This window comes from Bradyrhizobium sp. BLXBL-03 (assembly GCF_051853015.1).
Classification (GTDB): Bacteria; Pseudomonadota; Alphaproteobacteria; order Rhizobiales; family Xanthobacteraceae; genus Bradyrhizobium; species Bradyrhizobium manausense.
Genome location: NZ_CP182470.1, coordinates 1,782,138 through 1,794,555, shown reverse-complemented (window position 1 = coordinate 1,794,555; position 12,418 = coordinate 1,782,138). Strand labels below are relative to the sequence as shown.

9 protein-coding genes and 1 tRNA gene are annotated in these 12,418 nt (G+C 65.5%); 5 read left to right on the top strand and 5 right to left on the bottom strand.

The genetic code is table 11. The features are described 5' to 3' along the window. The first annotated feature begins 189 nt into the window (after positions 1-189). Positions 190-1,134 (top strand): AEC family transporter, encoded by a 945-nt coding sequence (locus tag ACNJX9_RS08615; RefSeq protein ID WP_439408448.1) that lies wholly within the window; start codon positions 190-192, stop codon positions 1,132-1,134. A gap of 25 nt (positions 1,135-1,159) precedes the next feature. Here the strand turns inward: ACNJX9_RS08615 and tenA are convergent, their stop codons facing one another. Further along, on the bottom strand, positions 1,160-1,834 hold the full coding sequence (gene tenA / locus ACNJX9_RS08610; RefSeq protein WP_439408447.1) for a thiaminase II: 675 nt from the start codon (positions 1,832-1,834) through the stop codon (positions 1,160-1,162). Positions 1,835-2,067: 233 nt separating this feature from the next. Here tenA and ACNJX9_RS08605 point away from each other — a divergent pair, with 233 nt between their 5' ends. The 3 genes from ACNJX9_RS08605 to ACNJX9_RS08595 all read left to right on the top strand — a co-directional run bounded on the left by ACNJX9_RS08605 (position 2,068) and on the right by ACNJX9_RS08595 (position 4,681). Next, complete coding sequence (locus ACNJX9_RS08605; RefSeq protein ID WP_439408446.1) at positions 2,068-2,415, top strand: hypothetical protein; 348 nt, start codon at positions 2,068-2,070, stop codon at positions 2,413-2,415. Positions 2,416-2,662: 247 nt separating this feature from the next. Further along, positions 2,663-3,502, top strand: a complete 840-nt coding sequence (locus ACNJX9_RS08600; protein ID WP_439408445.1) for a hypothetical protein — start codon at positions 2,663-2,665, stop codon at positions 3,500-3,502. Positions 3,503-3,601: 99 nt separating this feature from the next. Next, positions 3,602-4,681 (top strand): C45 family autoproteolytic acyltransferase/hydolase, encoded by a 1,080-nt coding sequence (locus ACNJX9_RS08595; RefSeq protein WP_439408444.1) that lies wholly within the window; start codon positions 3,602-3,604, stop codon positions 4,679-4,681. Positions 4,682-4,772: 91 nt separating this feature from the next. Here ACNJX9_RS08595 and ACNJX9_RS08590 read toward each other — a convergent pair. Next, positions 4,773-4,849: transfer RNA gene (locus tag ACNJX9_RS08590), tRNA-His, on the bottom strand. Between the two features lie 332 nt (positions 4,850-5,181). Further along, a complete protein-coding gene (locus tag ACNJX9_RS08585; RefSeq protein WP_057741497.1) occupies positions 5,182-5,613 on the bottom strand; it encodes a phasin in 432 nt (143 codons plus the stop codon). A 657-nt stretch (positions 5,614-6,270) separates the two neighbouring features. On the opposite strand from ACNJX9_RS08585, the gene ACNJX9_RS08580 reads away from it, so the two are divergent. Beyond that, entirely contained in the window at positions 6,271-9,858 is a 3,588-nt protein-coding gene (locus ACNJX9_RS08580; protein WP_439408443.1) for a PAS domain S-box protein, read from the top strand. An 8-nt stretch (positions 9,859-9,866) separates the two neighbouring features. On the opposite strand, the gene ACNJX9_RS08575 is transcribed toward ACNJX9_RS08580, so the two are convergent. Continuing rightward, positions 9,867-10,088, bottom strand: coding sequence for a hypothetical protein (locus tag ACNJX9_RS08575; RefSeq protein ID WP_245316665.1), 222 nt, complete (start codon positions 10,086-10,088; stop codon positions 9,867-9,869). A 259-nt stretch (positions 10,089-10,347) separates the two neighbouring features. Next, positions 10,348-12,321 (bottom strand): methyl-accepting chemotaxis protein, encoded by a 1,974-nt coding sequence (locus tag ACNJX9_RS08570; protein WP_439408442.1) that lies wholly within the window; start codon positions 12,319-12,321, stop codon positions 10,348-10,350. Between the last annotated feature and the right edge of the window lie 97 nt (positions 12,322-12,418).

The following is a 12,418-nucleotide window of genomic DNA, read 5'->3' as shown; positions in this document are numbered from 1 at the left end:
GGTGTCCATCCCCAAAGCTCGAAAACAACCCCATGCACAGTAGCCGTGGCCCTGGGCCGCTTCGCGGATTCCCGCCACTTACGGATTTTACGAATTTTCCTTTGACTTGTCGGGCAAAACACCGGCATGATGGCAGCATCGAGAGGCGCGTGGGGTGGTCGGCCGAAATCCCCGTGAGGGGAGGACCGCATGGCCACCATGTTGATCGTCGCGCCGGTGTTTGCGCTGATCGCGGCCGGCTATGCGGCGGTGCTGTTTCGCTTCGTCTCCGAGGGCGCGCACAAGGGCATCTCCGAATTCGCCTTCAGCATCGCGATCCCCGCGCTGCTGTTCCGCACCATCGTCGTGTCGGAATTCCCCGACGTCAGCCCGTGGCGCATGTGGGGCGCCTATTACGGCGCGCTCGCCATCACCTGGATCGCGGCGCTGCTGATCTCGGCGCTGATCCGCCAGCGGCGCGAGGACCATGAGGACGGCGTCGTGTTCGCGATCGGCTCGGTCTACGGCAACATCGTCATGTTGGGGATTCCCCTGGTGCTCTCCGCGCTCGGCAATGAGGCGGCCGGCCCGATGTCGCTGATCCTGTCGGTGAACACGCCGCTGCTCTGGCTCTGCGGCATCCTGCAGATGGAGCTGGTCAGCCGCAAGCGCACCGGCTCGGTGCTCTCGGCGATCTGGCCCATCCTCGCAGACCTCGCCAAGAACCCGCTGATGCTGGGGATCGGCTTCGGCGTGATCTGGCGCTTCACCGGCCTTGGCCTTGCGCCCGTCGTCGACAAGACCATCGAACTGCTGGCGCAGGCGGGATCGCCGGCCGCGCTGATCGCGCTCGGCATCACCCTGTTCCGCTTCGAGGTGAAAGGCGAGATGACATCAGTCGCCGCGATCAGCGCACTCAAGCTGCTGGCGATGCCGGCGGTGGCCTTCGCGCTGGCCAAGCTCTTGAACCTGCCGCCTGTCGTGACAGGCGTCGTCGTGCTGTTCGCGGCGATGCCGACAGGCGCCAATGCCTACATCTTCGCGGTTCAGTATCAGCGCATGGTGAACCCGGTCTCGGGCGCGGTGGCGCTGTGCACGCTGCTGGCCGCAATGACGCTGCCGGTGGTGGTGATGGTGGTGGCGGGGGTGAGATAGCGGTGCCTGACGATGGCCGAAACCGCTATTCAGCAGGCTGGCCCGCGCGCCAGGCCATCTCCCAGAAGTCGGCCTCGAGCCGGGTGGCTTCCTTGAAGATCGCGATCAGCTCGGCCTCGCGGGCCGGCGTGGCGTAGAGATCGGCAAGATGCTCCAGATGCGCCCGCGCCTTGGCCGCGACCTCCTGGTACGGCAGGCCTGCGTACTCGGCGATCCAGACGCGGTAGGCGTTGGTCACAGCGTCCGCGAGGGGGAGCGAGGCGAGCCGCGTTGCGATCTCCGCGTAGCCGATCACGCAGGGCGCAAGCGCCACCTTGAGCGCCAAGAGATCGCCGCGCATTCCCGCATCGAGCACGTAGCGCGTATAGGCCAGCATCTCGGCCGCCGGCGGGGCGTGTTCAAGGTCATCAGGGGACAGACCCCAACTGGCACAGAGCTTCACATGCAGGTTCATCTCGACATCGAGGATGGCCGACAGGCCGGCCGCTGCTTCACGCATGTCGTCAAGCCCGGGCGACTTGTAGACCGCGAGCGCGTAGGCGCGGGCAAACTCGATGAGGAACAGATAATCCTGAACGAGGTAGTGGCGGAACGCAGCTTCAGGGAGCGAGCCGTCCGCCAATCCGTTCGTGAAGGGATGCTCGGTGTAGGCCCGCCACTCGGCGGATGCTGCTGTCTTGAGACGCTCGAAGAAACTCACGATGTTTCCCGCCTGGCTCGCCATGAAGTCTTTGGCTCGCTAGCGATAGCGCATTGCGTGGCGAGGAGCTACGGTGACCGTGGGGAAAACTGGCTTTGAGAAGCGTTGCGGATGGGCGCGCTCTGCGTCGAGAGTTTGAGGTTGTATGCGCAGCAGGACCTGCGCGCGCCACGCGATAGCCATTTTGGTCTGGCTCAACTCGGCCGGAAGACCGGTCGATGTGGTGGGCTAGAGTGATCATCCCGGGCAAATATTCCGTTTGGTTCAAGACGCCGGTCGGCGAAGGCGCTGGCGTCGTCGAGTTCGGCGCTGACGGGACACTCGCCGGCGGCGATTCCACGTTTGCCTATGCAGGATACTGGACGCAGCAGGGCGAGCACTTCAAAGCCAGTCTTTCCGCCCGACGCGTTGAACCGGGGCCACCCGGTGTGTTCGGACTGGATGAGATCGACATCGTGGTGTCGGGGCGGTCGGTGGATGACTCGTCGACTTTGTGCACGGGGTTTGCGAAACAAGCGCCGGGCTTGAGGCTCGAGGTGGAGCTCGTGCGGATCGCTGCCGATCATGGCGAACGTGCATAAATCGGTCTAGCCGGTGTTTGCGCGTGCTCGGGAGGATCAGGAGTTTAGGTTCTCGATCCGGCAATCACCCGTGAACCAGGACTGATCCGTCGTCGACAAATTGGCTGCATACGCGCGTTGCTGATGGCACGGCGTCCGTTATCTTGCGCTCGGTCGATGGCTGAACCGAAGGAGACCGATCTTGCGCCTGCCATGGCCGCTTCTGTTCGGATATGCCGTCATCACCAATTGGTTCGTGATCATACCGTTGGCGTTCGCGTTGGCATTTGCCGCCTGGTATGGCTCGCCCTGGTTGGGCGGACTGCGCTTTGTATTGATCGCTTGCGCCGCCTTTCTGACATTGCCATTTCCAGCGGCTGGCGCCCTCTATCTTTACCAGAGCTACGACGCAACCAAATACTGGCGCACTCTCGAGATCGCCGAGACCATCGCTGGTTTGCCTTTGCCGGCCGGCAGCAAAATCCAGTTCGCCGACAAGGCGCACTCCATCGTCGTCTTGATCGAGCTGCCGCACGCGACCGAGATCCTCGGCATGCGGCTCGCGGGAACGCTCAAGCCCTGGAAGAGACAGGGCAATGACGTCACGCATTGGGGTGGCGATCTGCACGGCTATCAAATCATCGATGGGTTGCCATGCAAAGGTGGACCCTACGCGAACGACCGCTTCGGCGGCGTTCTGTTCGACAAGGCCGGTACGCTCCACCGCTTCACGCTCGGTGCGCCGCACGAGCTGCTCGGGCTGAAGCTGCCGGCCCAGACGACGATCGAGCGCGGCAACGACACCGAACCCTGGAGCTTTCTGCTCTCGGCGAGTGAAGCCTATATCCCGATGCTGGACACGATGGCCCCAGTCGGAGTCACGCTGGAGGTTGCCGGTGACGGCCGGCTGGTGCGCATCCGCTCGGGACACCGCCAGACCATCGTCCTTCGCGGCGTGCCCTTGAACAGCGGGAGCTTCGAAGTGCGGGACGGGACCGTCGTCTCACAGCTTGCCGAACCATTCGCGGTCGCTGGAGAAATGCGACCAGCCGGCACCTCGGTGCGGATCGGTTTGGATACTGGGGAGATCTCGGTGATGAGCGAGTGATGAGATCCTCCGGTGTTCGGTGCCAACAAATAAGAGAGTTATTGCCTCCCAGCTTTTGCCTATGGGATGGTCTGGGCGCGACTCTCCTCAGGTCCCACCATGGCGTCCGCTCCCAAGATGCTTTGCGTCGGCTTCGTGCAATGCCGCGGCACGCCTTACGAGGTCGGTCGGGCTCAGGCCGCTGCCTTTGCGGCGACGCTTCGGGGCAAGGCGTTTCTCCGCCGCAAGAATGTTCGTCTGCCCTGGTGGTTCAATGTCCGCACCGAGGAGCGCGCGTTCAGGACCTACGCGCCTGCGCTGTGGGAGGAGATCGGTGGGATCGCCGAAGGGCTCGACATCCCGATGGAGCGCGCGGTCGCTTGTTTCGGCAATGATGGCTTGCGGATGCCGACCGGCGGCTGCTCGGCCGTCATGAGCGGCGGCGTCTACGGCCGCAACTATGATTTCTGGCCGCGCGGCTATGAGGCGCGCTTCGCGTTGATCCAGGTGCACGGCAGCTATGCCAGCATCGGCGCCAGCCACCAGCTGACGGGACGCCTCGACGGCATGAACGAGCACGGCCTGTCGATCGGGCTGCATCTCGTAAAGGCGCGGCCGCGATCGCCGGGCCTCACCAGCACGCTGTTGATCAGGCGGGTGCTCGACAGCTGCGCGACGACGGCGGAGGCGATCGCCTTTCTGCGCCGTACGCCGCACGCCATGAGTTACAATTATTCGCTGCTCGATGCCGGCCGGGTGGCGGCGGTGGTCGAAGCCGGGGCCGGCGCGGTGGCGGTACGCCTCGGCGACTGGCTCGCCTGCACCAATCATTTCCAGTCGACGCAACTGCGAGCCCTGAACCGCCGCGCGGCGCACTCGATCGACCGGCTCCCGCCGCTCGAAGGCTGGGCCGCGCGCGCCCTCAGCGCCGAACAAACTTTTAGCGCGCTGAACCTCTCGGCCTCGCCGGCCTTCCACAATTACGGCAACTGCCAAACGTTGCACACAATCGTCGCCGAGCCGGGCAAGCAACGGCTCCTCATCGGCATCGGCGGCGATGCCGCCGCGCTCGAGGAGGATATGCTGGATGTTGATTTCGGGCGGTGGGTGAGCGGGGAGGATCTGGCGATCGGGCAGCTGAAGGGGCAGCTCAATTTGGGGCAGCCGTTGGTTCGGCGCACCAGGAGGAGGGTGAGCTAGGAGTTGTGTGATGGGGCGTTCCTAGGCGGAGCGAGGAGATCACCCCGGATGATCCAGGCTTCAGCTCAATGGCTTTCCGGAGATGCAGCGCTGGTACAGTTGGGTGGGCTCGAACCACCGACCTCCTGTTCCACAGACAGGCGCTCTAACCAACTGAGCTACAACTGCATCCTTGCGAGCCGCGCCGCCGGCCGGCCTGAAAAGGCCTGCTGCCTAAGGGGGGCTGGACGGGGCGGAAACTAGGTGCAACGGGGGTTTTTGGCAAGGCCGCAGAGGGACGAAAAACCAGGGTAAATTGCGGTCTGCGCGATAAAAATCGGGGTTGATGGCGACTGTGGGGTTGTTCTGCTGTTCTCGCCTGCTTGTGGAGAAAATCCCCTAGCGGAGAGAGCCCTTACCCGCGCCTTCGGCGCGACCTCTCCCGCAGGCGAGAGAGGTAAGAAAAACCCGGGCCTTTTGGAGGCCCGGGTTTCTTGCTTGGTCGATCCGCCGTTCTTTTGTCAGGCAGCCGGGTAGAACTTCGAGGCGGAGGCCTTGATCGGCTCGGCAGTCGCGCTGGCGGTGCGCTGCGCGATCTCGAACAGCTCCTTGGCCTGGGCCTGGAAGGTCTCGAGCTGGGTCTTGGCGTGACCGGACCAGAGCTGGAAGGCGTCGGTCGGTGACTTGGTGCCGAGCAGCTCCTGGGTGAAGTCCAGATGGGCCGTGGCGTTGGCCTTGGCGAATTCCATCAGCTTGGCGGTGTACTCGTTCGCACCCTTCTGGGCGGAGGCGAACACGGCCTCGATGGTGCCGTTGTGGGTCTCAGCCGCGTCCTTGAACTTGGCATAGTTTTCGCGGGCCTGCGAAACGCCCTTTTCGGCGAATGCGCGCACCTGCTCGGGAACCTCGAACGGGATGATCGAGGCAGAAAACGGATCAGTCGCACCTGTCATGTTGGTCCCTCACGCTAAAGTAAAACGAAGTGAGCCTTCTGGCGCGCCCGCCGGGCCAACCGGGGCCGTTTCTTCTTTGAATGGCGGGTACGAAAGACTGGAAACGCAGAACATCGAGATCCTCTCGTCCAGCGCCAGCATTGTTGCTCACTAACATGTCAACATTGTGCAACGCAATGTGATCCGGGGGTGCGCTGCGAAAAATTTAATCCAGAGGGTGAGGTTCCCAGGATGGCGAACCAGGGGTTGAGGTACGCCCGTCAACGGGTTGAGGTATGTCCGTCATTCCGGGGCGCGACGAAGTCGCGAGCTATGGTGCGCAGTTGCGCACCTGAGAATCCATCCGTCCACCTTCCCTGTCGCCCGATGGATTCCGGGTTCGCGCTACGCGCGCCCCGGAATGACGGAAGTCAAATGCCGCGCCTTTATCGCGTCCTTGGCGGTGCGGCTGACGAGCCGGCCGACGAATCCTGCGGATGCAACGGAGAGGCGCCTTGCGGGTCCGGCCACATTAAGGTTATCGCGGCTTTAGGGTGCCCCCGTTAAGGTCCGGGCGTGGACCTGCCCGCGCCGGCGGGCGATAGTAACCCTTTCTTAAGGCTGCCATTCCCGGCGGGCCTGACGTGAAGCGTGGCGCGAAGAGTTGAAGCCGGTCGGATGACGAATTCGGATTTCCAGTTACGGGGCGTCGGCGATCCCCGGCTGTCCGTGCATGCCACCTCCCCCCTGCCGGCCTGGCTGTGGTCGCTCGACGGCTGCCGCGTGCTGTGGGCCAATCCGGTCGGCGCCAAATTCTTCGGCGCGGCCAATGCGGCTGCGCTGGCGCAAAAAACCTTCGGCCCCGCCGACAGCCATCGCCGCCAGATCGTCCGCCTCGCCCACCGGCTGCCGGCCGGCGGAGCTGTGAGGCTGGAGCGGTTGCGCGGCTTCGGCGCCGGGCTCGGCACGCTGATGACCTGCGCCTGCGCGCGGCTCGAGTTTTCCGATGGCTCATCCGGCGTGCTGGTCAGCGCGATGCAGGGTGCTTGCCGCAGCATGCCGCTGGTCGAGCGGCTGCATCGTCTGGTCGACGGCGCGCGGACGCCGATGGCGGCGTTCGCACCTGACGGCCTGTTCGCCGGCGCCAGCGAAGCGGCGCGCTCCCTGCTCGGCTTTCGCGATCTCGGCGAAGCCGGCCTCGACCAGGCGCGCAGCGAGGCGCTGGCGAAGGGCCGCGCCGAGCTGCCTGTCGGCATCGGCAAGATGGTGCTGCAGCGGGTCGGCGTCGGCGCCGATGTCGGGCTCATCGCGCTGATCGAGCCGGCGATGGCGCAAGCGGCGGTAAGCGCGCCGCCTCCCGCGGCCGAGCCTGCGCCGCCAGTGCACGGGCTCTATGCCGGGATCGCGATGTTCGATCCGTTTGCCGAACCGGACGAGACGCCGGTGACGACCGGACATGAGGCGACGAACATCGTCTCCATCCAGGACTCCATGAAGGCCGCGGCGGCTGCTCCGGAAACCCTTGCGCAGACGGCCGACGCCGCGCCTGAAACAGTGGTTGAAAACCTGCCTGAAGCCATCGTGCCGTCGCAAGCCGCGCCGATCACGTCAGCCATGGTCGAGCCGCCCCGACATGCCGAGACGCAGTCAGCACATGTGGAGCCGCCGTCAGGACACGCGGAGACGCGGTCAGCACACGCGGAGACGCGGTCAGCACACGCGGAGACGCGGTCAGCACACGGCGAGACACCGCGCCAGCATCCGCTGCGCTTCCTGTGGCAGATGGATGCGCAAGGCCGCTTCGTGCTCGGCTCGGATGAATTCATCCGGCTGATCGGCGCGCACACCGCCTCCCGCTTCGGCCGGTCCTGGCGCGAGCTATCGGAGGAATTCGCGCTCGACCCCGACGGCCGCGTCGCGCGGGCGCTGGAAAGCCACGACACCTGGGCCGGCATCACCGTGAACTGGCCGGCCGATGGCGGCGAACATCTGCCGGTCGAGCTGGCCGGGCTTCCGGTCTACGACCGCGCGCGCAACTTTGCCGGCTTCAAGGGCTTTGGCGTCTGCCGCGATCTCGATGCGCTCAACCGGCTCGATGCGCTGCGGCGCTTTGAGCTGTTCGCCGCGCAGGGCCTGTCGGCCGATTTGGTCGAGCCTCAGTCTCAGCCTGGTTCTCAGCCTCGGCCTGAACCGGAGCACAAGGCGGAGGCCAAACCGGAGGCAGAGCCTCCGCCGAGCGAGCCGCCGCCCGAGCCTGAGCCGCCAACTGCAACTGAGCCCGAACCGCCCGCACCGATCACCGAAGCGAATTCACACCCAACCGAACCGGAAACGCCCGTGGAAACGCCTCCGAATGTCGTGCCGTTCCGCGCACCCGGTGACCTGAGGTCACCAGGTGACCAGAGATCACAAGGTGACCAGAAGTCACTGGGTGACCAGAGGTCACAGGCTGACCAGAGATCGCCGACGCTGACGCCGGTCGAGAACAGCGCGTTCAACGAGCTGGCGCGGCAATTGTCCGAGCGGCTCGAACGCGAGCGCGAGCAGATGGCTTCTGATACCGCCGAGCCGCCGGCGGACGCGATCGCGCCCGACGCGGCGACACCACCCGAGCCCTTGATCTCCGAGCCGCCGATCTCGGAGCTGGAGACGCCGCCGGCCGCGGCCGAATGGCTGAGCGAGCCCGCACCGCCCGCTTACGGCCATAGCGCGCGCGACCGCGCGCTGCTGGATCTCATTCCCACAGGGATCCTGATCTACCGGCTCGATCGCCTGCTCTACGCCAATTCCGCCTTCCTCGACCGCATCGGCTATGCCAGCCTCGGCGCGCTGGAAGATGCCGGCGGGCTCGATGCGCTCTATGTCGAGCCGGGCGTTTCCGCGGCCAGCAGCACCTCGCAATCAGGCACGCCGGTGACGATCAGCGCGACGGTCGCCAATGGCGCGCAGAAGCTCGCCACGACCGAAGCGCATCTGCACACCATCGACTGGGACGGCGCCAGCGCGCATGCGCTGATCTGCGCGCTGCCCAATCCTGAACCTGTCGTGGCAACTCCCGTCGCCACGCCCGTCATCGTGGCGCCGGTGGCCGCGCCACAAATGGCCGCCGAGACCGAGGTCGACGAGCCCGTCCTGTTCGCGCCCGAGCCTGACGTCGGCGATGCCGATGCGGAAGATCTCGCCGCGATCCTCGACACCACCGCCGAGGGCATCGTGATGTTCGATGCCGACGGCAATATCCACGCCTGCAACCGCAGCGCCGAGGCGCTGTTCGGCTATGACGGCGAGGCGCTGATGCAGCAGAATCTGCTGGCGCTGTTCGCGCCCGAGAGCCAGCAGATCGTGCTCGATTATCTCGACAGCCTGAAGAGCCAGAACATCGCGAGCCTGCTCGATCACGGCCGCGAGGTGCTGGGCCGCGAGAAGAAGGGCGGCGTGCTGCCGCTCGCCATGATCATGGGCCGCACCCGGCCTGATGGCCCGAACTTCTTCGCCGTGTTCCGCGACCTGTCGCAGGCCAAGAAAGGCGAGAGCGAGCTGACGCAGGCGCGACGCCTGGTCGACGGCGCGGCCAATGCGAAAGCCGACATGCTGGCGCGGATCAGCCACGAGATCCGCACCCCGCTCAACGCCATCATCGGCTTTGCCGAGGTGATGATCTCGGAACGATTTGGCTCGCTGGGCAACGAACGTTACGGCGAATACATGAAGGACATCCGCGCCTCCGGCGAGCGCGTCATCACCATCATCGACGATCTCCTGGAGCTGTCGCGGATCGAGACCGGCAAGCTCGATCTCAGCTTTGCCGACCTCAACCTCAACGACCTGGTCGAGGCCTGCGTCGCCGTGATGCAGCCGCAGGCCAATCGCGAGCGCATCATCATCCGCACCTCGCTCGGCCATGCGCTGCCGCAGGTGGCGGCGGATCCGCGCGCGCTGCGGCAGGTGACGATGAACCTGATCTCGAACTCGATCCGGCTCGCCAGCGCCGGCGGCCAGGTGATCGTCTCCACCGCGCTCAACGACCGCGGCGAGGTGGCGCTGCGCATCCGCGACACCGGCCACGGCCTCAGCGACAGGGAAGTCGCCGCGGCGATGGAGCCGTTCCGCACGCCGCCGCCCGGCGATGCCGCGGACAATTCCGCGCTGAGCCTGTCGCTGACCAAGGCTCTGGTTGAAGCCAACCACGCCCGGTTCAACATCAAGAGTGCGGGCCAGGGCACGCTGATCGAAGTGACCTTCGCGCCGGTGACGGCAAGGGCTTAAGCGACGACCTACCGCTTCGCCGGCTCGCCGCTCTTGTTGCCGGGCAAGCCCTTGATGTTCGACGAATCCTGCTGCTGCACGGTGGAGTTCTGCGAGGCCGCGCCGACCGTTCCCTTCTGCGCGGGAGGACCGTTCTTGTTGCCGGGCGCTCCCGCGATTCCGGTGCCCGAATTCCGCGCGCTGGGCGATGTGGCAGCATCACTGGTGTTGTTGGTGCGATCACCGGGCATCTTTGCCGCCGCGCCGGGCTTGTCCTGGTCTCCGACATAGCCCGAGGCGCCGGAATTTTGCGTCTTGATGCCCTTGTCGGCCTCGTTCTGCACGTTCTGGTTCTGCGCGATCGCCGGCGCTGCCATGAGCGGGAGCGCCAGAAGGAATGCTGCGATAGATATCCGCATGAGCGTTCTCCTCGACCTGCCCCGTCGCGCTTAACGCGTGGAGCGGCAAAGATTTCCGATCGGGTTGCGAATAAGCCTGGGCAGATGCGCGTTACGCCGCGCGCACCGTATCGAGGAACTTGCAGACCTCGAATTTGAGGCGGTTGCTGTCGCCGGACAGCGATTTCGCCGCCGACAGCACCTGCGCCGATGCCGAGCCGGTTTCGACCGCGCCCTGCCTGACATTGCTGATATTGGCGCTGACCTGCATGGTGCCGGCCGCCGCGCTCTGGACGTTGCGCGAGATCTCGCCGGTCGCGGAGCCCTGCTGCTCGACCGCGGCCGCGATGGTCGACGAAATCTCGGACAGGCGCTCGATGGTGCCGCCGATGGTCTTGATCGCACCGACCGAGTCCTCGGTCGCGGACTGGATGCTCGAAATCTGCTGGCCGATGTCGCCGGTCGCTTTCGCCGTCTGCTCGGCCAGCGCCTTCACCTCCGAGGCCACCACGGCAAAGCCGCGTCCCGCTTCGCCGGCGCGCGCGGCCTCGATGGTGGCGTTCAGCGCGAGCAGGTTGGTCTGGCCTGCGATCGCATTGATGAGTTCGACGACGTCGCCGATGCGCGCGGCCGCCTTGGACAATTCGCTGACGCGATCGTTGGTCTGGCCGGCCTGGCTGACGGCCTCGCCCGCCATGCGCTCGGAGGCCTGCACCTGACGGCTGATCTCGTGGACGGAGGCGGTGAGCTCCTCCGTGGCCGATGCCACCGACTGCACGTTGGTCGCAGCCTCTTCCGAGGCCGCCTCGACCAGCGTCGCAAGCTCGGTCGACCGGCTCGCGGTGGAGGTGAGCGAGGTCGCGGAGACCTCGAGCTCGGTGGCGGCCGACGACACCGCCTCGACGATGCGGCCGACGGCGGCTTCGAAATGATCCGCCATCCTGATCATGTCGGCGCGGCGGCGTTCGGCAGCGAGCTTGTCCTGCCGGCTCTTCTCCTCCGCCTCCTCGCGCACCTTCCGCTCGGCGTTGATCTTGAAAGTCTCGACGGCCTGCGCGATCTCGCCGATCTCGTCGGGACGGCCGAGGCCGGGCAACACGATGGCGAAATTGCCGTTGGCGAGCTCGATCATCGCGGTGCGCATCGCCGACAGCGGCTTTGCGACCGAACGGCCGATGAAGACACCGAGGCCGAGCACGCAAGCTGCGATCAGCGCGATCGCAATTGCGATCCAGAACTGGATGCTCTCGCGCTCCGCCTCGTTCTGCTTGTCGGCTTCGATGCGGATGGTGTCGACCGATTTCGAGACCTGCTCGATGACGGGCTCGACGGTCGCAAACGCCTCCGACGTCGCCTTCAATTCGCCCGCGAGCTTGAGCGCCGTCTCCATCCAGGCGGAGAAGTCGCGCTGATAATCCGAGAGCTTCTGTCGCAGCTCGGCCTTGGCGGCATCGGGAATCGCGCCGGCATCGAGGCCGGCGAGGAATTCGGATGCGCGCTTCTGCATCTCGCCGCCATATTTGGCGTCGCGACGCAGCATGAAATCCTTCTCGTGCCGGCGCATCATCAGCATGATCACCTTGAGCGAGGCATCGTGGAGCTGATCGACCTTGCCTTCGATCTCGTGGACGGAGCCGCGCAGGCGGCCTTCGAGGCCTGAATTCTCATCCAGCCCGAGGCGCTGCCGCTCCTCGACCGCCGCGGCGAAGTGCGCCTGATAGGTCTTCAGCGACGCGTTCATCGCGTCGACCTTCTGCGCCAGCTCGGGCTTGCCGAGCGCTGCGATCCTGCCGCGCAGCGTCTCGATGTGCGGCGCGACCTGCCGCGAGATCTCGACCTGGCGCTGCGCCCGCGCGGGGTCGCTGCGCAGCAAGAAATCCTTCTCGGCGCGGCGCGCCTCCAATAGCTCGACCGCGATCCTGCTGTTCAGCTCGAACACCGCGCGCGCTTTTTCTGCGGCGTCGCGCGAGATTCCCATCGCGCGCTCGCCGTAGAGATGAATGCCGCCGATCAGGACGACGCCGACGACGCCAATGACGCCGATCGCAGTGATCTTGTGAGTAAGCCGCAGAGAGAAAAGCCGCATCGTGATCGCAAAGCCGGTGATGACAGATGCGGTTCATGAGGCCGTAATGCGTGAAAAGTTCCGTTAATTTGCGGGCACGTAGGATTACGTGCTTTGT

Excerpts from the sequence above, each read along its gene's own strand:
- ACNJX9_RS08595 (WP_439408444.1), top strand. The coding sequence starts at position 3,602 with ATGGCGTCCGCTCCCAAGATGCTTTGCGTCGGCTTCGTGCAATGCCGC.
- ACNJX9_RS08570 (WP_439408442.1), bottom strand. The coding sequence starts at position 12,321 with ATGCGGCTTTTCTCTCTGCGGCTTACTCACAAGATCACTGCGATCGGC.
- ACNJX9_RS08585 (WP_057741497.1), bottom strand. The coding sequence starts at position 5,613 with ATGACAGGTGCGACTGATCCGTTTTCTGCCTCGATCATCCCGTTCGAG.
- ACNJX9_RS08575 (WP_245316665.1), bottom strand. The coding sequence starts at position 10,088 with ATGCCCGGTGATCGCACCAACAACACCAGTGATGCTGCCACATCGCCC.
- ACNJX9_RS08580 (WP_439408443.1), top strand. The coding sequence starts at position 6,271 with ATGACGAATTCGGATTTCCAGTTACGGGGCGTCGGCGATCCCCGGCTG.
- ACNJX9_RS08615 (WP_439408448.1), top strand. The coding sequence starts at position 190 with ATGGCCACCATGTTGATCGTCGCGCCGGTGTTTGCGCTGATCGCGGCC.